The sequence below is a fragment of the Aeromicrobium sp. EU05-FHT14F07 genome, from assembly GCF_058790455.1.
The window spans coordinates 408,946-431,247 of record NZ_JBYTCR010000001.1; the positions used below are offsets into that span (position 1 = coordinate 408,946).

At 68.1% G+C, this 22,302-nt stretch carries 20 protein-coding genes and 1 tRNA gene; 11 read left to right on the top strand and 10 right to left on the bottom strand.

The genetic code is table 11. The annotated features are described in order from the left end of the window. Positions 1-31: 31 nt before the first annotated feature. The 4 genes from AC3WRM_RS02045 to AC3WRM_RS02060 all read right to left on the bottom strand — a co-directional run bounded on the left by AC3WRM_RS02045 (position 32) and on the right by AC3WRM_RS02060 (position 2,106). Positions 32-454 carry a hypothetical protein gene (locus tag AC3WRM_RS02045; protein ID WP_492248963.1) on the bottom strand — a complete coding sequence of 141 codons (423 nt, stop codon included), beginning with the start codon at positions 452-454 and terminating at the stop codon, positions 32-34. 30 nt (positions 455-484) lie between these two features. After that, positions 485-679, bottom strand: a complete 195-nt coding sequence (locus tag AC3WRM_RS02050; protein ID WP_492248964.1) for a hypothetical protein — start codon at positions 677-679, stop codon at positions 485-487. Between the two features lie 115 nt (positions 680-794). Next, positions 795-1,013, bottom strand: a complete 219-nt coding sequence (locus AC3WRM_RS02055) for a hypothetical protein (RefSeq protein WP_492248965.1) — start codon at positions 1,011-1,013, stop codon at positions 795-797. A 10-nt stretch (positions 1,014-1,023) separates the two neighbouring features. Then, positions 1,024-2,106 carry a hypothetical protein gene (locus AC3WRM_RS02060; protein WP_492248966.1) on the bottom strand — a complete coding sequence of 361 codons (1,083 nt, stop codon included), beginning with the start codon at positions 2,104-2,106 and terminating at the stop codon, positions 1,024-1,026. A 208-nt stretch (positions 2,107-2,314) separates the two neighbouring features. Between AC3WRM_RS02060 and AC3WRM_RS02065 the strand changes: the two genes are divergently transcribed. Beyond that, complete coding sequence (locus AC3WRM_RS02065; protein ID WP_492248967.1) at positions 2,315-4,696, top strand: AAA family ATPase; 2,382 nt, start codon at positions 2,315-2,317, stop codon at positions 4,694-4,696. A gap of 27 nt (positions 4,697-4,723) precedes the next feature. On the opposite strand, the gene AC3WRM_RS02070 is transcribed toward AC3WRM_RS02065, so the two are convergent. The 3 genes from AC3WRM_RS02070 to AC3WRM_RS02080 all read right to left on the bottom strand — a co-directional run bounded on the left by AC3WRM_RS02070 (position 4,724) and on the right by AC3WRM_RS02080 (position 6,589). Then, on the bottom strand, positions 4,724-4,870 hold the full coding sequence (locus AC3WRM_RS02070; RefSeq protein WP_492248968.1) for a hypothetical protein: 147 nt from the start codon (positions 4,868-4,870) through the stop codon (positions 4,724-4,726). A gap of 50 nt (positions 4,871-4,920) precedes the next feature. Beyond that, positions 4,921-5,706 carry a hypothetical protein gene (locus AC3WRM_RS02075; RefSeq protein WP_492270905.1) on the bottom strand — a complete coding sequence of 262 codons (786 nt, stop codon included), beginning with the start codon at positions 5,704-5,706 and terminating at the stop codon, positions 4,921-4,923. Positions 5,707-6,178: 472 nt separating this feature from the next. Then, the gene (locus AC3WRM_RS02080) at positions 6,179-6,589 is read right to left on the bottom strand and encodes a hypothetical protein (protein ID WP_492248970.1); all 411 of its coding nucleotides are present in this window, start codon (positions 6,587-6,589) and stop codon (positions 6,179-6,181) included. A gap of 141 nt (positions 6,590-6,730) precedes the next feature. Between AC3WRM_RS02080 and AC3WRM_RS02085 the strand changes: the two genes are divergently transcribed. The 6 genes from AC3WRM_RS02085 to AC3WRM_RS02110 all read left to right on the top strand — a co-directional run bounded on the left by AC3WRM_RS02085 (position 6,731) and on the right by AC3WRM_RS02110 (position 12,858). Next, positions 6,731-7,228, top strand: a complete 498-nt coding sequence (locus AC3WRM_RS02085) for an O-acetyl-ADP-ribose deacetylase (RefSeq protein WP_492248971.1) — start codon at positions 6,731-6,733, stop codon at positions 7,226-7,228. A gap of 22 nt (positions 7,229-7,250) precedes the next feature. Continuing rightward, positions 7,251-7,323, top strand: a tRNA-Leu gene (locus AC3WRM_RS02090). 497 nt (positions 7,324-7,820) lie between these two features. Continuing rightward, entirely contained in the window at positions 7,821-8,072 is a 252-nt protein-coding gene (locus AC3WRM_RS02095; RefSeq protein WP_492248972.1) for a hypothetical protein, read from the top strand. Between the two features lie 12 nt (positions 8,073-8,084). Further along, complete coding sequence (locus AC3WRM_RS02100; protein ID WP_492248973.1) at positions 8,085-9,698, top strand: carbamoyltransferase C-terminal domain-containing protein; 1,614 nt, start codon at positions 8,085-8,087, stop codon at positions 9,696-9,698. Then, entirely contained in the window at positions 9,695-10,648 is a 954-nt protein-coding gene (locus tag AC3WRM_RS02105; protein WP_492248974.1) for a glycosyltransferase family 32 protein, read from the top strand. The genes AC3WRM_RS02100 and AC3WRM_RS02105 overlap by 4 nt, the downstream gene beginning before the upstream one ends. Next, a complete protein-coding gene (locus AC3WRM_RS02110; RefSeq protein ID WP_492248975.1) occupies positions 10,645-12,858 on the top strand; it encodes a family 16 glycosylhydrolase in 2,214 nt (737 codons plus the stop codon). Before AC3WRM_RS02105 ends, AC3WRM_RS02110 begins: the two co-directional genes overlap by 4 nt. A gap of 396 nt (positions 12,859-13,254) precedes the next feature. Here AC3WRM_RS02110 and AC3WRM_RS02115 read toward each other — a convergent pair whose 3' ends face one another. Together AC3WRM_RS02115 and AC3WRM_RS02120 are read right to left on the bottom strand one after the other, a co-directional pair. Then, the gene (locus tag AC3WRM_RS02115) at positions 13,255-14,889 is read right to left on the bottom strand and encodes an MFS transporter (RefSeq protein ID WP_492248976.1); all 1,635 of its coding nucleotides are present in this window, start codon (positions 14,887-14,889) and stop codon (positions 13,255-13,257) included. Further along, entirely contained in the window at positions 14,886-15,509 is a 624-nt protein-coding gene (locus tag AC3WRM_RS02120) for a TetR/AcrR family transcriptional regulator (RefSeq protein ID WP_492248977.1), read from the bottom strand. Before AC3WRM_RS02120 ends, AC3WRM_RS02115 begins: the two co-directional genes overlap by 4 nt. Before the next feature lie 392 nt (positions 15,510-15,901). Between AC3WRM_RS02120 and AC3WRM_RS02125 the strand changes: the two genes are divergently transcribed. The 3 genes from AC3WRM_RS02125 to AC3WRM_RS02135 all read left to right on the top strand — a co-directional run bounded on the left by AC3WRM_RS02125 (position 15,902) and on the right by AC3WRM_RS02135 (position 18,922). Beyond that, a complete protein-coding gene (locus AC3WRM_RS02125) occupies positions 15,902-16,078 on the top strand; it encodes a macro domain-containing protein (protein ID WP_492248978.1) in 177 nt (58 codons plus the stop codon). A gap of 306 nt (positions 16,079-16,384) precedes the next feature. After that, positions 16,385-17,329: a hypothetical protein gene (locus AC3WRM_RS02130; RefSeq protein WP_492248979.1), complete on the top strand. Its 945-nt coding sequence runs from the start codon at positions 16,385-16,387 to the stop codon at positions 17,327-17,329. Positions 17,330-17,359: 30 nt separating this feature from the next. Next, positions 17,360-18,922 carry a hypothetical protein gene (locus AC3WRM_RS02135; RefSeq protein ID WP_492248980.1) on the top strand — a complete coding sequence of 521 codons (1,563 nt, stop codon included), beginning with the start codon at positions 17,360-17,362 and terminating at the stop codon, positions 18,920-18,922. Positions 18,923-19,080: 158 nt separating this feature from the next. Here the strand turns inward: AC3WRM_RS02135 and hrpB are convergent, their stop codons facing one another. Further along, entirely contained in the window at positions 19,081-21,609 is a 2,529-nt protein-coding gene (hrpB, locus tag AC3WRM_RS02140) for an ATP-dependent helicase HrpB (RefSeq protein ID WP_492248981.1), read from the bottom strand. A gap of 69 nt (positions 21,610-21,678) precedes the next feature. Here hrpB and AC3WRM_RS02145 point away from each other — a divergent pair, with 69 nt between their 5' ends. After that, a complete protein-coding gene (locus AC3WRM_RS02145) occupies positions 21,679-22,086 on the top strand; it encodes a hypothetical protein (RefSeq protein ID WP_492248982.1) in 408 nt (135 codons plus the stop codon). Positions 22,087-22,302 lie beyond the last annotated feature (216 nt).

The following is a 22,302-nucleotide window of genomic DNA, read 5'->3' on the forward strand; positions in this document are numbered from 1 at the left end:
CGTCCTCCTCGAGGGCGGGGCCGCGGCGCGTTCAGACGCCGGCGCAGCGGGAGATGTCGTGGCGTGCGTCGTCGCGCTGCCGTTGGTCGAGGCAGCGGCGCAGACGGGGGAACGCGACCGTCTCGGGGTCGCAGACGTGCAGCGCCTCGACGACCTTCGTCCGCGTCGGCTCCTCGTCGAGGACGCCGTGCCACGTGGCCCACTGCCGCTCGTCGAGGAGGCCGATGGCGGCCACGGCGAGCTCGTCCTCCAGGAGCTCGAGGTAGCGAGGATCCCCCTGGATCTGGCGCGAGTCGCCGTCCGCACGACGGACGTCGTCCGCGATCTGCCAGTACCGCTGCACGTACACGCCGCTCGTAGCGGCCCGCGAGGCCCGCTTGACGTCGACGAGCTGCTTGAGGCCGACGCAGGCGACGAGGAGGAGGCCGAGCAGGAGCAGCGTCGCAGTGTCCACGCGGCGAGCGTAGTGGGTGGGACGTCGTCCTCAGTCCGCTCTCTCCTTTCTCCGCAGGCGAGCAACGAAGGGGCGACCGAAGGCGACCCACAGGATGTACAGGGTGACCGCAGACGTGACGTACGAGGCGCCGTCGGCTGCGTCATCGTTGCCGAAGTAGGCAACGACCGTCGAAGTCATCAAGCTCACGGCGAAGACGCCAAAGTAGCTCTCGAGGATGTTCATGGTGGTGTCCCTTCGTAGGAGCGGGCGATGACGGCACCCTGGATGGAGGCGAGCTCCAGCAGGAGCTTCTTGGTTTCGTCGCAGATGCCGTTGCGCGCGCCTTCGACGAGCGACGTCAGGCGTCGTCGGCAGCGCCGGTCCGGTCGGGCACGCTCGACGCCCGCCGTCGGTGGAGCCACGGGAGGAGGAACGCCACGCAGAGGACGTAGGCGGCGACCGCGCCGGCGACGTAGGACGCCCCGTCGAGCTCTGCCTCCGACCCGAGGACCCAGACGGCGATCAGGGCGAGTCCGACGACGGAGATGATGCCTCGGTACTGGTGCAACGTAGTCATCGTTCGCTCCTCAGAAGCATGCGGAAAGGACCGGGCCCACGGACGCGATGTCGATGAGAGCCTGCCGGGCCTCCTCGCCGATCCCGTCGCGCTTGAAGACCTTCTTGAAGGCCTTCTGTGCGGCCGTGGAGCGCCCGTGTCCGGCTTTGCGATAGGCCTTGTAGGCCTTGCGGAGCGCCTTGTACGCCTTCTTCGCTCCGCCGACCGACTTGATCGCTGCTTTCACCTTGGCAAGTTTCGAGATGAGGAAGATGTTGCTCACGATGGCGTAGAGCACGGTGCCGATGCACGCAGCCGCGCCCGCGGCGATGGTTGGACCGCCGGAGCGCGGGTCGAACACCGCGGGGCTCGCCTCGGTGGGGTCGGCGTCGGCCACGGACTCCTCGCGGGCCAGGCCCTGGTCGGCGAGCCAGGCGTCGATGTCGTCCTGGGTGGCGGTCTCGGCGTCGGGGATCTGCTCGATCAGCGCGAAGCCGTCCTCGACGCCGGCGCCGACATCGCTCTGCGGGTCGGGGTCGGCGTACCAGCCGAGCACCTCGACCTTGACGTCGATGTCGGTGCGCGAGGAGTTCTGGATCTCGATCGTGCCGTCCTGCGAGAGCGTCGTCGCGAAGGTTTCGGTCGAGACGTAGCTCGACGCGGTGGTGGGACGCTCGATCCACATGACGTCGCCGGCCAGCTCGGGGTCGCGGACCGCGAGTACGCCGGGGTCCTTCTTGGTCAGCCAGCGGCCGCTGATCTTGAGCCGCGCGCCGAAGGCGTAGGCGGGCACGGTGCCGACGCCGCCGATGGTGACCTGCTGCGTGGTCGAGCGACGGATCGGCTCCCAGCCGGAGCCGCCCGGGTAGACCGGCGCCGTCGTGGGGGTGGTGGCGGTCAGGTCGCCGTTGAGGGGGAGTCGCTCGTCGGACGGGTCGGTGGTGTCGACAGTGCGGGTGGACCCGCCGTCGACCCGCTGCGTGGTGGGTCCGACGGAGGTGTCGGACGCGCCGTGCAGGACGGGCGTGCGGGTGGACGGGGCCGCGAGCAGGCTGGCGAGCACCGCGGTGGCGGTGACCGTCGTGACCGCGGTCAAGGGGGCGGAAGGGGGCATGGGGGCCGCTCTCTCGTGATCGGGCGCCGCCGGGTGAGCGGCGCTGCGATCGCGACACTCGCAGGGCCGACAGGCCTGGCGCGCCCTTCTCTCGATCTCCTGAAGAAGCCTTCCCCAACGGCGCAACATCCGGTATCGACACCCGTTCCCGTCGCGTCGGACGGTGCACCTGGACCAGCCGCGACGCCCAACGTGGCACCCTGGCCCCGTGCCCGACCTGACCATCACGCCGGAGATCGAGCGGGCGCTGGAGCTCCTGGAGTCGGGCAGCCACCTGTTCCTCACCGGCAAGGCGGGCACGGGCAAGTCGACGCTCGTCCGGCACTTCCTGGAGACGACGGAGCGCCGCGTGGTGGTGGCCGCGCCGACCGGCATCGCCGCGCTCAACGTCGACGGCTACACGATCCACCGGTTGTTCGGCTTCCGCCCGACCACGACGCTCGACGACGTGCGCTCCGGCACCTACCGGCCAGGACGTTTCACGAAGGCGATCCGCGGTCTGCAGACGCTCGTGGTCGACGAGGCGTCGATGGTGCGTGCCGACGTGCTCGACATGGTCGAGGCCGCGCTGCGTCGCTTCGGCCCGCGCGAGGGCGAGCCGTTCGGCGGCGTGCAGGTCGTGCTCGTCGGCGACCTGCTGCAGCTGCCGCCGATCGTCGGCGAGCGGGAGACCGAGTTCTTCCGCACCCACTACGACACCGAGTACTTCTACTCCGCGCACTGCTTCGACCGCGACGCGTTCCCGACCGTCGCGCTCACGACCGTCTTCCGCCAGCTCGGCGACGACACGCTCACCGGTCTGCTCAACGCGGTGCGCGAGGGCGTGCTGCTGGAGCAGGCGCGCGGCGAGCTGAACGCTCGCGTCGACCGCGACTTCGAGCCGCCGGAGGACGAGCTGTGGCTGACGCTCGCGCCGTCGAACTCGATCGTGACGGCACGGAACCGCGAGCGGCTGGAGCGGCTGCCGGGCGACGTCGTCACGTGCGTCGCGCGGGAGAGCGGCGACCTGGGCGGCTTCGACCCGCCCACCGACTCGGTGCTGCGGCTGAAGGTCGGCGCGCAGGTCATGATGCTCACCAACGACCCGAGCGACCGGTGGGTCAACGGCACCCTCGCGCGGGTCGTCGGCATCGAGGCGGACGACGTCTCGGGTGACGTCGAGCTGGAGGTGGAGCTGGCGGACGGGTCCGTCGTCACGGTCGGCGAGTACACCTGGGAGGTGACGCGCCCGGTCGTCGAGGGCGGCACGCTGAGCCGCGAGGTGGTGGGCACGTGGACGCAGCTGCCGTGCCGGCTGGCGTGGGCGATCACGATCCACAAGAGCCAGGGGCAGACGCTCGACCGGCTCGTCGTCGATCTCACCGGCGGGGTGTTCGCGACCGGCCAGGTGTACGTGGCGCTGAGCCGTGCGACGTCGATGGCGGGGCTGGTGCTGCGGCGCCCGATCGAGCCGCGGCACCTGCGCACCGACCGCCGGGTCACGCGGTTCCTGTCGGGCGAGGTGGCGCGCACGGCGCCGGACCGCTTCGCGGGGCTCGGGGTCTGCTTCGTCGGCGACGAGGGCACGTTCTCGCGGCCCCGGCCGGTGGAGCTGGCGGTCGCGTTCGACGACGGCACCGCGGTGAGCACGCTCGTGAATCCCGAGCGCGACCTCGCCGACGCGCGCGCCCGCTTCGGCATCTCCGCCGACGACGTGCTGCTCGCGCCGACCCTGCCGGAGGCGTGGGCGGTGCTGGCGCCGCTGCTCGAGGGCGTCACGCTCGTCGGGTCGCGCGTGGACGACGCGCTCGGCAAGGTCGACTTCGAGCTCAAGCGGCTGCAGCACGTCGTGCCGATGGGCTTCGGCGTCGAGCTGCCGTTCGGCGGGCTGTCGTCGGCGGAGCGGACGGCGATGTCGTCGGGGCGCGCAGCCGACCAGGCGCGCGCGGCGCTGTCGGCGTTCACGCGCATGCGCGACGAGGGCCTCGCCGTCGCTGCCAGCACGCCGTTCGAGCCGGCCGAGGGCCTGCCCGACCCGAGCTACCTCCTCACCCGCGACCCCGACCTCCCGCCCCCGTCGACCGACCGCCTCCCCACCCTCTCCGCGCTCGTGGAGGCCAGCGTCGGGGTGAGCGCGGCGTTGCTCGGCGGTGCTCCGGTCCCGTCGGGGGAGCACCCTCCGCAGGTGGTGGCCGACGCCGTGGTGGCGCGGCTGGCCAACGTCGCGACGAAGGCGTCGCGCCTCTCGCCCCAGCTCGTCGAGCGCCTGCGCACGGTTGAGGACCTGCTCGACGAGCGGTTCGTCGACGACCTGGTCGAGACCGTCGCGGCAGCCACCCCGTCGGCGTCCGACGTCCTGCAGCCCGGAGCCCGGGTCTGCTTCACGGGCACGGCCACGTCGCCGTCGGGCCGCGCCTACGAACGTGACGAGATGGAGCGCCTCGCCCGCGACGCCGGCCTCGTCCCCGCCGCCAACGTCACGAAGACGAAGTGCGACCTCCTCGTCGTCGCCGAGGTCGGCACCCAGTCCGGCAAGGCGCGCAAGGCCCGCGAGTACGGCAAGCCGGTGATCTCGGCCGACGAGTTCTTCGCGTGGGTGGGCGTGGACTGACGTCCCTCGTCTGACTGTCCGGTCGACTCAGCGTCGCGAGCGCTTGTCCATCCTCGCTTGGACGACGAGCCCGACGAACGCTCCGACCGCCATCGTCGCGATGATCAGCCAGAAGTCGTCGGTCAGGAACATCGCGACCAGCCCGGGCACGACGATCGCCGCCATGAGGATCATGGGGGCTCCGAAGAACGTGGCTGTGGCGTCGTGATTTCGGGGTGTCTTCGTCACAGGAGCTCCTTGATGATTCCTCCGCCGCAGTACACCGCGCCGAACCAGCCGAGGCGGCGGACCATGAACTTGGCTGCCTTGTTGGGTGAGCTGACCAGCTGCAGAAGCGCCTCGGTGCTGAGCGTGAGGCCCAGGCAGGCCTTGAAGAGCTTCTTGAACTTCTTGATCCACTTCTTGCTCCATTTCGGGTCTGCTGTGATCCCGTAGCTGAAGTCTCCCGCCTTGTGCTCCACGACCTGGGTGAGCGTGGTGCCGTTGACCTCGTAGTGGGTGGGGACGGTCCTGCGATCCGCGTCGTAGGCCCAGGGAGACTCGAAGTGGCCGAGCGGTTCCTTGCCTTTCCCGAACACCCAGACGCTGCCGTCCTGCTCGTCCAGCACGAGCCGTTCGGCGTCGCCTCCGAGCTCGAACGGGTAGCGCTCAGGAGCGTCGGCGGAGTCGATCGCGATGGCTGCGCGCACCCCGTCGACGGTGGGCTGGACGGCGACGCGGCTGTCGTCGTGCTGTCCGCTGTAGACGCGGGTGAGCTCGTCGTCGGCGACGTGCCCGCGGCCCTTCGCTGGCGTGTCGATCGTGACGGTCCCGCCGACGCCGGCCGCGACGATCTCACTCTCGCCCGACGTCGGGATGTCAACCTCAGTGTTTCGCTTCGCGGCAGTCGAGCCCGCCCTCGTCGTGCCGTCGGAGATCGCATGGGTGAACGACTTCGTCGCGTCCTCTCTCGATGCGGCACCCGCACTCACCCCGGTGACGCACACGAGCGCCAGGGCCGTCCCGGTCACGAGTCCACTCGTGAGAACAGGTTTGGACCTCTCGATCCTGGCGTCTGGTCGCGCGATCTTCACGGGTCGGTGTCGGGACCATCCAGGTCGGCCAGCAACGCTCCATGCGACCCACAGCGTGACGGCAGCAGCCGCTGCGACGGCTCCAGCGGTTCCGTTCAACGTCCACAGTCCGATGCTGGCGGCGACGGTGACGGCGGCGACCGTCGCGCGACTCTTGGTGGCGCTCATGCAGCTCTCCCTCGACTCTCGTGCTCGCGAATCACGCTGCCGGAGGGACCACCGCTCGCGCGAGCGCGCGGCCCCGTCTTCTCGAGTTCGTGAAGAACTCTTCCGATCCCGTGCTCCGTCAGGTACTGGCGGAGTGGATCGTGTGCTGCATGGGCCTGCATGGCGCGCATAGCCGGCGAGTACGGCAAGCCGGGCGATCCCTGCCGGGGAGTTCTTCGCGTGGGTCCGCGCGGTCTGAACGTCAGGAGTCGGCTGCGGGCGCGGAAACTGATCGTCGTTTGAGTCGAGGGCGTCCGTAGTAGGCCCAGACGAGGTAGGCGGCGACCGCGGTGCCAACCCAGAGGGCGCCGTCCGCCGCAGCCTCGGCGCGCGCGACGTAGCGCAGGAGGGGCTGGCACATGACCACGACGAAGAGGATGTTCAGGCAGTCGTCGACACTCAGGTCGTCGCGTGGGGCGGTCCCGCCGTCCGCGAGCGAGCGTCGCGCGTCCCGTCGAGGTCGACCGACGATCACCCACGCCGCCCAGGCGGCGACGGCCGCGGTAGTGACGGCGACCCCGAGACCTTCGGCGCGTCCGGCGACGGCCCACACGGTGGCCGCGCTGGCGGCAGCCACCACGACGACCGCGCCGTGCGCTCGCTTGACCTCCACGGGGTCTCCCTCCGGGCACGCGTCGGTCGGTGCCCCTCGGCAAGAGTGCCACTCTCTGCCGACGCCGGCGGCGACCCCAGCCGCACCTCTCGAACTCGTGAACGACGCTTCCCCCACCGCCGTGGGTGGTGTAGTAGGGGGATGGAACTCGAGGTGGTGCAGGGCGACATCACGGCCCAGGACGTCGACGCCGTGGTCAACGCGGCAAACCGTGCCATGCGTGGCGGGGGAGGGGTGGACGGCGCGATCCACCGCGCGGGCGGCCCAGAGGTGCTGGAGGACTGCCGTCGCCGCTTCCCGCACGGACTCGCGACGGGTCAGGCCGGCTGGACGACCGCCGGTCGCCTGCCGGCCAGGTGGGTCATCCACGTCGTCGGCCCGAACTACCACCGCGGCGAGCGTGACCGCGGGCTCCTGACGTCCTGCTACGCCAACGCGCTGGCAGTTGCAGATGAACTCGGTGCCACGTCGATCGCCTTCCCGCTCATCAGCGCGGGCGCCTACGGCTGGCAGTTCGACGACGCCGTCGCGGCGGCCGTCGACACCCTCCGCTCCACCCCCACGCAGGTCGAGTCGGCCCGCCTCGTCGCCTACGACGCGAGGGCTCGTGACGCGATCGCCCAGCACCTCTCAGCCTGACCACCACCTAGGCTGGCCCCGCGCTCCCGTAGCCCAATGGCAGAGGCAGGCGGCTTAAACCCGCCCCAGTGTGGGTTCGACCCCCACCGGGAGCACGGTGTCGTTCGCGTCGGAATGCAGGGCCTGCAGCTTCGCCTTGTTGGCGACGAAGCCTACGAGATTGCACTTGGCGTTAGTCGGACCGAGATCCGCGCGCAGCGCACCTACGGTCAGCGACCGACAGAAGCGACCCGGGGAGGGTGCTGATGCGCTCGTCCACCACTCCCCTCGACTCCGACGCGAGTGTCGCGCAGGACGCTGGCGGCCAGCACGGCCTCGCGCAGCGCCTGTCTCCTATGGCGAGGAGATGACGGGATCGATGACCTCACGAAGTGCCTGCGATGCGGTGCCGTGAATAGCCGGACGGCGAGGCACCGCCGCTGGCATGAACAGCTTGAGGGACGGTCTGACCCGCCTCCTCTCTATGTGAACGAGAACAGGGGCAGTCGGGTCTAGGGTTTCTGAGTCTCTGGTGGCGCTACCGCGGTTGTTTTGATCGCACAGGGGCGAAAGGGCAGGGGAACGTGACCCTCAACGCACGTACCGTCGGCTCATGACACGCGCGATAGTCCGGTTCTCCATGGATAACGACGGCGGAAAAACGAACAACGAGGTCCGCCGGGTGCTAGTTGACGCCGGCTTCGTCAAGTTCGGTACCTCGAGTTACGACTATGACGGGTTGAGCCAGGCCGACGCGCTTGCCGGTATCCGCGACATGTTGGACCTGCTGGAGGATCCGCCCGGCCGGGGCGCGGTTGATCACCTGTGGGTGTACATGGACGAGACAACCCAGGTAGCCCCGTGACGGAGGACGCAGATGAAGATCGTCGGATACAACCCGGGCCATGACGGTGCGTTTGTCGAGTTGCAAGACGGTCGCCTGGTTGCATCGGTAGAAGCGGAGAAGGACTCGAACTATCGGTACACGCCGTTGGGCAGCAGAGAGCTCATTGACGCTTCCGCTCGGCTTGATGGACCGCCGGATGTGCTCGCCGTTGGCGGCTGGTGGCAACGCGAAGCCCGCCCGACAGGCACCCCTGCTCACGTTGGCTACCGAGGAATCAATCCGGGCGACATCCGCTTAGAGGACCGTCGCATACTCGGCAAGCCGGTCCGCTACTTCTCGTCGTCGCATGAGCGGTCGCACCTGTTGTGCGGGTACGGCATGTCTCCTTTCCCCCAAGGCCAACCCTGCTACGCCCTTGTGTGGGAAGGCGCCATCGGAGCGTTCTACGAGATCGATTCAGACCTCGGCGTCACGCTCCTGGCCGACGTGATGAACCAGCCTGGCAACCGATACGCCTCAATCTATGGACTGGCCGATCCAACGTTTGCCAAGAACGCGCCGTTCTCGCGATTCTCGGACGCAGGAAAGCTAATGGCCTTGGCATCCTTCTCCCAGCGCCGGACTGCGACATCAGAGGAGGAGAAGCTCATGGACTTCCTGCTGTCGTCGCGCGACGTGCGACTCGATCTTTATCAGGAGCTCGATTCCTCGATCTATTACAACGTCGGCGTAGAAGACGTCGAGTTCCGAAATTTCGCTGGTATCTTCAGTGACCGGATTTTCGAGAGGTTTCACGAGTTCGCCGCAACGGAACTGCGTCAAGGATGGCCTCTCATCATTGCCGGTGGTTGCGGCTTGAACTGCGACTGGAATACCAAGTGGCGGGAGAGCGGAATCTTCTCCGACGTATTCGTCCCTCCCGTGGCCAATGATTCCGGGTCAGCGATCGGAACCGCAATCGACGCCCAATGGCACTGCACCGGTGACGCCAAGATTGAATGGGACGTATACTCCGGTCTGCCGTTTGATAGCGCCACGACCACCGACCTCAGCCGGTACGACGTTCATGATGATATCGGCCCGGCCGAGGTTGCCGAGATGCTTGAGAGCGGCCTCATCCTGGGCTGGGTGAACGGCCGGTACGAAATCGGCCCACGTGCGTTAGGCAACCGGTCCATCCTCGCAGCCCCTTTCGATGACGCGACTCGCGTCCGACTCAACAACATCAAACAGCGCGAACAGTTTCGGCCGATTGCGCCAGTCTGCTTGATGTCCGACGCCGCACGTTGGTTCGGCTGCAGCGGCGCCAGCCCCTACATGCTCTACACGTACAGTGCGACGACTGACGCACTTCGTGCGGTCACCCATGTGAACGGCACAGCCAGACTGCAGACCGTAACGGACGACTCGAATGCGCCGCTGCACAACCTTCTTATCGAGTTCAAAAGGCGCACGGGGTACGGTGTGCTCTGCAACACGTCTCTAAACTTCAACGGCAAGGGCTTCATCAATAATCTCAGGGACCTTGCCGACTACGCCGCAGAGCACGAGCTGGACGGATTCGTAGTTGATCGCCGTGCCTTCCTCCGCAAGGGGTCGGAAGGGTACGTTGCCTACAAGGCGATGACGGGAGCCGAGAGTTGAGCACTAATCCGCGCCCGCACGCGATCAATCTCGACACCTGTGCCGAGCACTTAACGAAACACGCCGCGACGGGCGAATCGTTCTCGGAGAGTTTCGAAGAGGATGATCGGCTGAGGTCGGAGTTCATGCGTCAGCTTGCCCATCATGTACGCGCTTCCTGGCAGAGACCCAGCGGTCAGATCTCCGCGCCGGAACTTGTCGCTTCCCAAGTTTCATCGATTCCTCGCAACCTTATTCGTTTCTGGCATGACCCAAAGTCGATACCCGAGGATGTCCAAGCTTGTCTCGACAGTTGGTCATCTTTGGGCGAAGAAGATGTGACCATCCGACTATTCGACGACGACACTGCCGCCAGATACATCCTTGACCGCTACGGAGAATTGCACGCCGCTGCTTTCGCTCGCTGTGAGCATCCCGCGATGCGCAGCGATTACCTCAGACTGTGTTTCGTACTTGCCGAAGGTGGCTTGTATGTCGATGCCGATGATGTGCTGCTCGATGGCGGATGGCGCGGTCTGTTTCGTGACGCCACACTTAAGCTGCAGCCACTCTGCTACGACATTCCGAGCGCAAGCATGGTGTCAACGACTGAACCCGGTCTGTTCGACAGTCCTACATTGCACCGCGTCTTCTATGTCAACAACAACCCGATCGCTGCGCCCCCAGGCGATCCAGTCTTGCGGCGAGCCCTTGAGCGCGCGACGCGCCTGTTGGTCAGCGAGGCGCGTGTGGATGACATCCAATCGACCACGGGTCCCGGGAACCTCACGGCTGCACTTGCGGCCTACGCCCGCGAGGAGATAGAGGACGGTCGCAGCCCCAACATCGACCTGCTATTTGACTGGGAATCGACTGCCGAGCCGGACTGGACTCTCGGCTATCGTCACGATGCTCGCAACTGGCGCAACTGGTCCGTCGCTAGCGCTGATCGGCACGAAGGTGATTCGTGAACATCGCCGACGTCCTCGGACCGACGCGCCACCGCATCTTTCGCGCCTGGCGCCTCCTGATGCGGGCCGTCCCAGCTAGGCGGCTACGGTCCTTCGGCGACGGGCCGTGTGAGATTAATGCCATCATCGTCATCAATCTGGATCGCCAACCAAGCCGCTGGCAGCTTCTGACCCGCGAGCTGAGTCGGTTCAAAAGGTCCGACGGTGTACGACTGACGGGGATAACTCGCAGATTCTCGGCCGTCGACGCTCGCGACGGTCGCGCCGTCGCAGCCACCGCGGACGTCGACATCACCTATCGGGTCGGCGACCAGTTGTGGGTGCAGCCAGATGCACGTCTCGCCCAAACCTTCGAAGCCGAAGAGCCTGTGCGAATGACAAGGCAGGAGGTCGCTGTCGCTCGCTCGCATATCGAGGTCTGGAAGCTGATCGCCGCCGGGCTCGATGAACACGTCCTTATTCTGGAGGACGACGTGTGGTTTCGGCCAGGTGCGAGGGCAGCGATCGACAAAGGTTGGCGAGAAGCTGTCGACAACTCGGCTGGGGAGCAGGGGCCGCAGTTGTTGTACGTCTCCTACGCCGTCGCAGATCCCGCAGCTCCGCGCGGGATGTTAGGCAGGTCGGTGTTCCGCTCAACGCGGGGCCTTTGGTTCCTTTCGGGCTACGTGTTGTCCCGCAGTGGAGCCGCGGCCCTACTCCGCGCTATGCCGATCGTCGGGCCAGTTGACCTTTGGATGAACTATCAATTGGAGGGCCTCGAGGCTTTTGCGCTGACGTCTCCCGCGCTTGCCCAACGGAATGACATTGTTTCCGCCAACGCGTACTCGATACTGCCCTATCTCGCACGTGCCGGGATCGTGGACGCAGAACGCGAGGTCAGATTTCCCGCCCAGCGGCAAACGGTCCCGGTGTTCGGATGGAGCGGTGGTGGGGAGCGGGAAGCGCTTGCTATGGCGCTTTCGATGCTTGGGCTCAGAGTTCGTGCGTTCAACGGGGACGAGCAGGCACTCGATCCCCAGAGTCTTCGAGAGGTCCTTCAAACCTTCGACGCGCTTGTAGACCCGCCACTCGAGCGTGAGGCAGTCTCTCTGATCTCCTTGGACGAGGCAGCGATCGTCTTCGTGGAGCAGGGCGCAGCCGTACCGAACGAGCTGCGTCCCGCTATCCTCGGACCGCAGCGATCGGTGATGCTCGAGGAGACGCTGACAAGAGCCTGGGGACCGCTGTGCCGTCTGCTTTCGGTCGAGGTGCCCGTCGAGCCCTATCCCACAGGGGTGCCGCGAACGTTCCGAGCCTTCCGGGATGACCGGCCCCAAGAGCAGGTTGCTCTGTCACTGGACGCAAATTCGCATGCGTGTGTGGGCGCAGCAGTCGGCCCGAGCGCATCACCGGCGTTGGTCAGGACGGATAGAGACGAGTCTGGCGGTGAGAACGGGGCACGCCCAGGCGGGCGTGCGTCCCTCGACCTTGACGACACTCCCTGGGTGCTGCCCGCTCTAAGCGGATGGACACCGCAGTTGCGCAAAAGCGACGCAGCGGCTCCTCCCGGGCCGAGGCGCATCTACGCTTCGATGACTGAGCCGACGGAGGATCTGCTTGGGCTAGTCGAGACCTTCCCCGGAAATCTGGCTTCGTTCAATCGGGATAACCTCCGGTATCAGCCGGACGGCCTTCACCTACAACTCAAACTGGAGGATGAAGGGCATAGGCCGTACCGGTCTGGGGCGTTCGCTTCTGCCGCCAAGTTCACACACGGTCGGTTCGAGGCAACCATCAGGCCTGCTCTCGGGGATGGGCTTGTCACGGGCTTTTTCTTGCATAGGGCGGCCCCGCGCCAAGAGATCGACATCGAGTTCGTCGGGCTGCACCCCACGCGGATGTTGACGAACGTCTACTTCAATCCCGGCGATGATGGCGCTGCATTCAGTTACGGATACCGCGGATCGCCCTGCTGGGTGGAACTTGGATTTGACGCCTCTGCTGGCTTCCACACGTACGGGATCGATTGGCGTCCAGGCTGCATCTCCTGGTTAGTGGACGGATCCGTTGTTCACCAGCGCGCGAGTTGGGACCCGACGCCGATACCTCACCTCCCGATGCGTCTTCATGCGAACGTGTGGGCGCCTGGTTCTCGGGTGCTCGCGGGACAGGTCGATGATCGCAAGCTTCCAGCGGCAGCCGTTTTCAAGGACGTGACCGTGACCAGTTGATTGGTGGGATTCGATGAGCAGGCAGATGAAGTAGACGAGCCAACACCGGCACGTGGTGCTAAAGGTCCGCGCAAGGCGGCCGAGCTCGCCGCGCTCCTAGCGAGCGCCCGGTCGATCATGAGCGACGTGCAGGGCGCCACCCCTTGGTTCGCCACCCAGTTCAGCTCAACCAGTTTCGACGTGTTCGACGTGTTGGATCACGAAAACGCACGGCAATCGCACCTCGCGGGCGCTGTGCCCGAGGCCCTACGCGCGAACACCACTATGCTCCTCTCGAAGCCGCAGATCGAGACGTTCCACCTACTTGCAAGAGGCCCCCGTGCCAGCGTAGGAGCCCGATCTCCGGCCTGAGCCCGACGTCGGCGCGCCCCACCACAGCACCCCAGTTATTCGCGATCAGACCACAACCCCCTCCGGCCCGTCCGTCGCCAGCTCATCGTGCTTGACGTTGAGCAACAGCCAGATGATCGCCGAGGCGGTCCAGATCATGAAGGCGCCGACGAGGAACGCGTGGGTCGCGCCCTCGGTGAAGGCGGCCTGGCCGATGAGCTGATTGAGGCGATCGGCCGCGTCGGGGGACGGGGCGCTGCCCGAGCCGGACGCGGCCTGGATGGCTCCGCCGATCTCCTCGCCGCGGTTGGTGGAGAAGTGCAGGGCGACGGTCGACAGGGCGGCCAGGCCGATGGCGCCGCCCACCTGCTGCATGGTGTTGAGCACGCCCGAGCCGATGCCGGACTCCTCCGAGGGGATGCCGTGCACGGCCACCAGGGTCATCGTCACGAACACCAGGCCCATGCCGAACGCCATCAGGATGATGAACGGTGCGATCGCGGTCCAGTAGTTCACGTCGTCGCTCAGCGAGCCGCTGCCGCCGGCGATGCGCAGCAGGTGGGCGGGGCTGTCGTCGACGCTGATCCGCGAGAAGCCGAACAGGGCGATGCCGGCCAGGATCGTGCCGACTCCGGCGATGAACCGCGGGTCCATGCGGGCGATCAGCTTCGACGACAGCGTGGCGCCCATGACGATGCCGACCGTGAACGGCAGGAACGCGAAGCCGGTGTGCAGCGGGCTGTAGCCGAGCACGTTCTGGACGAACAACGACAGGAAGAAGAACATCGCGAACATGGCCGCCGGGGTGATCATCATCGAGGCGAACGCGACCGACCGGGCGCGGCTGGCGAAGATGTTGAGGGGCAGCAGCGGACTCTTGACCGAGCGCTCGATCACGATGAAGCCGACGAGCAGCACCGCCGAGACGACCAGCGGCACGATGGTCGAGGTGTCACCCCAGCCGTAGCGCTCGTCGCCGGCCCGCGACAGGCCGAAGACCAGCGCGGCCAGACCGAGGGTGCCGCTCAGGGCGCCGGGGATGTCGAGGGGCAGGCGCTGCGGCTTGCTCTCGGGCAGGAACCGCGGCGCCAGGAAGGCCGCGACGAGACCGATCGGCACGTTGATGAGGAACGTCAGTCGCCAGCCCTCGAGGCCGCCGAGCTCCAGCCCGGTCAGCCAGCCGCCGAGGATCAGGCCGATCGCGGCGCCCACACCCGACAGGGCGGCGTAGACGCTGAAGGCGCGGTTGCGCAGCGGTCCGGCGGGGAAGGTCGTCGTGATCAGCGCGAGGGCGGCGGGAGCGGCCAGGGCTGCGCCCATGCCCTGCAGCCCGCGCGACGCGAGCAGCATCGGCTCGTTCTGGGCCAGGCCACCGAGTGCCGACGCGACGGCGAACACCACGAGGCCCGTCATGAAGATCCGGCGCCGACCGTAGAGGTCGGCCAGACGGCCGCCGAGGAGCAACAGGCCGCCGAACGCGAGGGCGTAGCCCGTCACGATCCACTGCAGGTTCGCCTCGCCGATCCGCAGGTCGGTCGCGATGTAGGGCAGGGCGATGTTGGCGATCGTCGCGTCGAGCACGACCATCAGCTGCGCGATGCAGATGATGACGAGCGCCCAGCCCAGCCTGCGGTTGGTCTCGGGCGAGAGGTCCTCCGGCTCGGTGAGGTGACTCCCGGCGTCGGGGGTGGTGTCGGTCATGAGGGGTCCTTGGGGGTCTGGTCGGGGGAGTGGCGCAGGACGGCGGGGAGGATCACCTGGTCGATGACGGCGGTGATCTTCTCGGGGGTGGGCACTTCGCCCAGGACGAACTCGCGGTGCAGCACGATGCCGGCGAGGGCCGACCCGACGATGTCGACATCGACGCCGTCGCGGATCTCACCACGCTCGCGGGCCCGGTCGAACAGCTCCCGGGCCGCCTCGATCTTGGGGCCGAGGAACCGGGCGCGGAAGCCCTCGGCGAACTCGGTGTCGCGGCCGAGGGCCGTGAGCACGCCGCTGAAGATCGAGAGCTGACGCTCGTCGGTCAGGCCTCCGCGGCCGCAGTGCGAGGCGATGAGATCGCCTCGCAGGGTGCCGGTGTCGGGCAGGGCTGCGATGGGGCCCTTCTGGGCGAGGACGGCTTCCAGGACGAGGCTGGCCTTGGTGTCCCAACGGCGGTACAGCGTGGCCTTCGACGCTCGAGCGGCCGACGCCACGGCGTCCATCGTCAGACGGTCGTAGCCGACGTCGGCCAGGACGTCGAGCGTGGCCTCGAGGATCTCCTGCTCGCGCTCGCCCTCCACGCGAGGACGGGCGGCGGCGGCTTCGGCCGGGGTCATGGTGCTCCTGGTGCGAGATGAAACATGAATGAAACGAAACGGTACCGTTCCATTCGATGGTACGGGAACGTTTCATCGCAGCGCAAGCCCCCTTCCTTAATCGAGCTGTCCGCGCCAGAAGGAACGGCTGCACGCCCGCACCCCATCACGCGTCGCGGCATCGACTGATCCACGGCCGGCAGGATGAGCCGTCACGCCTTCCGACGCCCTCGTTGACCGCCCCGACATCGCGAACCAGGACGTCGACGCCGTGGTCAACGCAGCCAGCCGTTCGATGCGCTGTGGGGAGGGCTGGACGGTGCCATCCACCGCGCGGGGGGTCCGGAGATCCTCGGGGACTGTCGCCCTCGCTCCCCCCGACGGCCCGGCGACGCGCTGCGCCGGCAGGACGGATGCCGGCCTACTGGGTGATCCACGTTGTCTGCCCGAACTGCCGGAGCGGCGAGCGCGACCGTTCCCACCTGACGTGCTGCTACATCAACGCACTGGCTGTGGCCGACGGGCTCGGCGCGACGTCGATCGCTTTCCGCTGGTCAGCGGGGGAGGGGGTACGGCTGGCCATTCGGTGACGCTGTCGCCGCAGCCGTCGACACCTAGCGCATCACTCCGACGACTGTCGATTTGGCCCGCCTTTTCGCCTTCGATGCCCGCGCGCGCGACGCGATCGCCCGCCGTCTCTCTCGGACTGACCACTACCGAGGCTGCCCCCCGCTCCCGCAACCCGATCGCGGACGCGGGCGGTTCGGATCCGCTCAGGCGTGGGATCGCCCCCGCGAGTTTGTGCGATCCGTGGACGGAAAATGATCACTCTGCTTAGATCGTGGCCCGACGCCAGGAGTCGTCCACTTCGTCGTACGTCTCATCAGAGGGAAGCTATGAAAGCCACTCGATTCTGCCTCTCGGTCGTACGCAGGGATGCGTCGCCCGCCGCCCCGGCCCTCGCTGAGGATGTCGACGCAGTCAGCGACTTCCTGGTGTCGCACGTGGACGAACTACTGAAGGGGGCGGTCAGCTCGACGGCCCCCGTGACGTCGTTCATCGACGTCGCCCGGCAGAAGCGGCTGGACGATCTTCGGACGGGAACGGACGACGAGTTCCTGCGGGCTGCGGAGTCATTGACGCGAGACCTAGCGTCGCAGATGGCACGGGTGAACTCGAAGCCGGGAGTGCTCGTGTGCGCATCGTTCGAGGAGGCGGACGGCTCTCGAGTGGCAGCGGCCGTGAAGCTCCAGGTGGTGAGTGACCACGGAGCGGTGCTCGAGCAGCTGGAAAATGGCGAGACGGTCCTGTCGGCCGTACGTAAGGTGCTCGACAGGCCCGGAGATCTGCAGAAGGGCCTCGTGTACCCCGACTCCCGTCCGGGCAGCGAGGCGGTCATCGGAGACAAGGCGAACCAGAGCGAGGCACGGTACTTCCTCCAGGCGATGGGAGTCGAAGCCGAGGAACACTCGAAGAGGGCTCTGGGTGCGGTGGCGAAGGCACTGGCCGACGCATCCGCGCCGGGAGACCGGGATGCAGTGGTACGTCGACTCGATCAAGCAGGTCCCGGACCCCTCGAGGACGTGGTCGCCGAGGCTGTGGAAGGCATCTCGATGGAGCGCTCCATCCCCGAGATCGTCAGAGACCTGCAGGACAGGGAACGACCGATCCGCGCGGTCGACACCTCGGCTCAGTTGAAGTGCACGGTTCGCGCCGGCGCGATCAAGATCGATCTTCCGGCAGCCGAGATGAGTCGCGTCACTATCGAGCCTTCGCTGGACGGGGGCTTCGTGATTGAGGTCCGGACGGATGCTGAGCCCCTCGTCACGTACCGCTCGTGACTGTCGGAACCGAGCGCCAGTCTTGAGTCCATGAACAGCTCCATCGTCGCCGCCGGGCAGGAGGTGCGCCGACGCATCCAAAAGACTCAAGACCTCGTAGGTTCAATCCGGTCCCTGGGTGGATCGCTCGACATCTCGACCACGGACACATTGTTCGAGCGTCGTCTCGAGGTGACCGGTACCGGAGCGGCGTTGCTGGCGCTGCTCCCTCAAATCGGCGAGGGGGTGGCCCTCGGCCATGAGTTCGATCTGCTCGCTGCCTCTGATCAAGAGAGCTTCGAGGTCTTATGGCGGTCAGGGGCTGCGGCGAGCATCTCAGGGAGTCCGGACCTGGTGCTCGACGTCGATGATCGGGCCAGGCTGCGGCAGGCGTGCGACGCCGACGACGTGGAGACGGCGCTCAGGTTGCTGGGCGACCATCGATTCGTGGTAAGAGGACGGCTCGCCGCCTCCGACGGTGGGACGGCGTGGGTGCCATCCTTGGAGGCTTTGACGAACGCACTCTCGAGTGGTTCGTGGGTCAGCGTGCTCGTCCAGATGGAGGGCAGAGTCGAGGGGCGTCGTGCGGTGCTTCTCGTGGACGATCTCCACGAGGTGGTGCGAACTCCACGGTTCGTCTTTGCGCCCGTGGCCGACCCGCTTCCCCCCGCTGACATCGACGAGGACGACGGCGAGGTGGCACGCGTCCGTGCCTTCTGCGCGCCGAGACTGAACCGGGGGTGGCCGCCGGTGCCGGCGCCGGGCCAGATCATGCCTGCGACACCGGCGACAGCTCAAGGGCCAGCTGCTCAAAGCCTGACGCGGGCCCTGGCCGGGGCAGCGAGCGCGCTCGTTTGGCTGTGGCTTGCCTCGGAGAAGCCGGAGGCGGGCGCGAATCAGGTGCGGGTCACGTATCGAGGAGTCCGGGACTTCGACGCTGAACTCGTCCCCTCCGTTGGAGACGGCGTCCATGAGTCGGCGATGGCCCTATGGGCCTGGGTGTCGGCCAACGGCGAGGATCCGTTGCGGGTCGAGGCTGTCGAGCAGGCGCTAACGTTGGCTGCGGGATCTGCGGGTGAGGTTCAAGGGGCAGCTGCGCCCGCGCTGCGCACTGCGCAGACACTCCACCGCCTCTCTGTGAGCGGCACGGTAGCGGAGGCCCTCTCCGCCAGGCGAGCGAGTCGAGATGCAGCGTTCGCCACCGCGCAGGCGTCGGCGGGACTAGTGAGCGAGACAGCCGGCAAGGCCCTGGAGCGAAGTCTGACCCTGACGGTCGCTGCGGCCGCAACCGTATTCGCGACGCTGCAGGAAGTCATCACTCGCCAGGTTTCGGCCGCCGCTCTCGTGGCGCTCGCGATCCTGCTGTGCGGTGGTTTGTGGGTCGCTCGGACGGCGGACCTGGCCGCCGCCGAACGCGCCCTGGACGCCTTCGACCGCGACCTCGACGGGTACCGCGAGAGCATGGGTGAGGAGGAGGTCCAGTTCGTCAGAAATCTCGAGGTTCTGGCGAACGCACGCGACCAGATCGACCGTCTTCGCTGCCTCGTCACCGTGATCTACGCAGTGAGTGCTGCTGCCGCGGTGCTGTTGGCGATCGGTCTTGCGCTGTTCTGAAGGCCTTTCGCTCTCCGAAGAGGTCGGCCGTGATCTCGCGGGCAAGAAGGTGTCGACCTGGCCCCAGTCTGAAAGGACGTGTGGATGGCCCGCGACGCGACTCAACCGCTACCGCCACCGCGACCGCCAGCAGAGCGCCACACCGGACATCGTAGGACTCACACACGCCCCCGCGGCCGCGTCGTGCCTCGCGAGGCCGGGGCGCTGCGGGGGTCGTCGGGCCAGGCGTGCTTCGGGTAGCGACCTCTGAGGTCGGCCCGGACGGCTGGGTAGCCGTTGTCCCAGAAGGAGTCGAGGTCGGCCGTGACGGCGGCTGGACGTCTGGCAGGGGAGAGCAGGTGGAGCAGGACCGGTACTCTGCCGTCGGCCAGAACCGGTGCCGCGGTCCAGCCGAACACCTCCTGGAGCCGGACGGCGAGGACCGGTTGCTCCTGCGTGTAGTCGACGCGGACGTTCGAACCGCTCGGGACCTCGACGCGTTCGGGGGCCAGCTCGTCGAGACGGCTCGCCTCGGGCCAGGGGAGGAGGGCGCGGAGGGCTGAGGTGACGTCGATACGGCGGAGGTCCTGGGCCGAGCGCACGCGTGCGAGCTGCGTCCCGACCCAGGACTCGAGGTTCTCGGTCAGGGCCTCGTCGCCGACGTCGGGCCACGGGTCGCCGATCGCGCGATGGAGGAAGTCGAGTCGGGCGCGGAGGGCGGTGGCCGATTCCGACCAGGTGAGCAGGTCGATGCCCTCGACCTGCAGCGCCTCGCGGATGGCCGAGGTCACCGCCTCGGCCGGCGGATCCTCGATCGGGACGGACGACAGCTCGATCGCTCCGAGCAGCGTGCGGCGGCGAGCGCGCACCCGGCCGTCGGCCCAGGTGACGTCGTCGACCTCGGTCCACGACGAGCCGGCGGCCTCCAGCGCGAGGTCCTCGGTGAGGGGCGCGGCCGAGCGGATGCGGGCCTCGCGCTCCCCGGGACGTCGGTCGGCGTCGGCGACGGCGAGCCAATCCAAGCCGGACAAGGGGCTGGGGTCGCGGTGGTCGAAGGCGGCGCCGGTGCCGCCCGTCATCAAGTAGGCCGAGCCGCCCGGGCGCTTCCGGGCGATGCGGTCCGGGTGAGCGAGAGCGACGACCAGACCGACGGCGACGTCGTCGGTCAGCGACCGTGCGCCGGCCTTGACGTTCGCGTGCTCGTGCGCGATGACCTCGAGCCGCCTCACCTGCTCGCGCCACGACCCCGACCGATGGCCCGACCGCAGCGAGCGGAGCGCGGCGACGAGGTCGCCGCCGGGCGCGCGGACGTCCTCGCTCAGCATCGCCACCACCTCGGCGGCCCGTCTCGCCCCGACGAGCGCCGACCCGTCGACGAGCGCTCGCGCCAGGCGCGGGTCGACGGGCACGCCCGCCAGCACGCGACCGCGGGCGGTCGCTCGTCCGTCATCGGCGGTGGCTCCGAGCTCGAGCAGCGTCTGCCGTGCCGTCGCCAGGGCGTGCTCCGGCGGCTGGTCGAGCAGCGCCAGGTCGCGCACGTCGTCGGTGCCCCAGCAGGCCACCTCCAGCGCGAACGCCGTCAGGTCGGCGGTGGCGATCTCGGGCTCCGGGTGGTCGGCCAGACGGGCGTGGTCCTCCTTCGACCAGCAGCGCAGCACGGCTCCCGGTCCGAGACGTCCGGCGCGCCCCGCCCGCTGCTCCGCTGCCGCCTTGCTCACCGCGACCGTCACCAGCGAGGACAGACCGCGACGGTGGTCGGTGCGCGGCTCGCGCGAGAAGCCGGCGTCGACGACGACCCGCACGCCCGGCACGGTCAGCGACGACTCCGCGACCGCGGTCGAGACGACGACCCTGCGACGTGGACCCTCATTGAGCGCGCGGTCCTGATCCGCCCCCGACAGGCGTCCGTGCAGGGGGTGAACGTCGGCGTCGACGTCGCGCAGCCGTCGCATCGTCGCGTCGACCTCAGCCATACCTGGCACGAAGACGAGGACGTCCCCGTCGTGCTCGGCGAGCGCGCGGCGGACGGTCGCGGCGACGTGGTCGTGAAAGGCCGGCGTGATGCCGCGGTCGTCGGTGCGACGCACCCCAGGAGGCGCGGGGCACCACACGGACTGCACCGGGTGCAGGGCGCCCGGAACGTCGACCACCGGCGCCGGCTCCTCCGCGCCCGAGGCCAGCAACGCCGCAGTCCGCTCGGCCTCGACGGTCGCCGACATCGCGACGAGGACGAGGTCGTCGCGCAGGTTGGCGCGGACGTCGACGAGCAGCGCGAGGGTCAGGTCGGCGTCGAGGTGCCGCTCGTGCACCTCGTCGAGCACGACGGCACCGACGCCGGCCAGCTCGGGGTCGTGCTGGATGCGTCGCAGCAGGAGTCCGGTGGTGACGACCTCGACCCGCGTGCGCCGACTGGACTTCCGGTCACCGCGGACGGCGTACCCGACGGTCTCGCCGACCGGCTCCCCGAGCAGATGCGCCAGACGTCGCGCGGCGGCGCGGGCGGCGATCCGGCTCGGCTGGGTGACGACCACGCGACCCTCGACGGCGACCGCGACCGCGGGCGGGATGAGCGTCGTCTTGCCGGTCCCTGGAGGAGCCTGGACCACCGCGACCCCACGGCCTCGCACCGCCTCGTCCAGCGCAGCCAGTCCCTCCACGACCGGCAGGTCGGGCGGCGCGGCGAGGAGGCTGTGGAGCGGGTCGGGCACGTGTGCAGTGTGCCGGACGTCCCGTGCTGGCGAACCGTTCCGGGGCTTGGCAGGACTAGCGTGAGACCCATGAGTCGAGGTCGGTACATCCCACCGGTGGACCCGAGCGTCGGGCCGGTGGAGGACCTGCTCGACGCGGCAGCGTCGCGGACGACGGGCGCGACCGAGCGTCGGGCGGGACGGGTCGTGGCCTCGCACGCGCTCTGGCTGTGCGCCTGCGAGACCTTCGACGACGCCCCCACGTGGTTGATCTACGCCGTCGGCGCCGACGGCGTCGGGTGGCAGCGCATCCCGGAGCAGGTGGACATCGAGGACGTGGTCGACGCGGAGCACCTGACCGGCTGCCACCCTGATCCTGAGGGAGTGCTCGTCTGGCTCCGCGGCGAGCGCCCCAGGCCGTGGCGCCGTGGTCTCGGTGACTTCCCGGAGGACTCTCACGTGTACGACGAGCTTCAACGTCGGATCCTCTCCGTCTAGGACGACCTGCGGTCATCGCTGCGGAGCTCTCGATCCATGCGTGATGAGAAAGGATCTGCTCGGAACTGCGCGTCGACGAGCAATGATCGGTCGTGTGAGGGCGCACTCGCCCTCGATTGTGGTCTACGACGGCGGCGCGACCCCACCCTGGACGTCCGGGCGATCCCCGGACGCCGTCGCGGTACGCCACGTGGTCGTGGACGCGGGCTCAGAAGG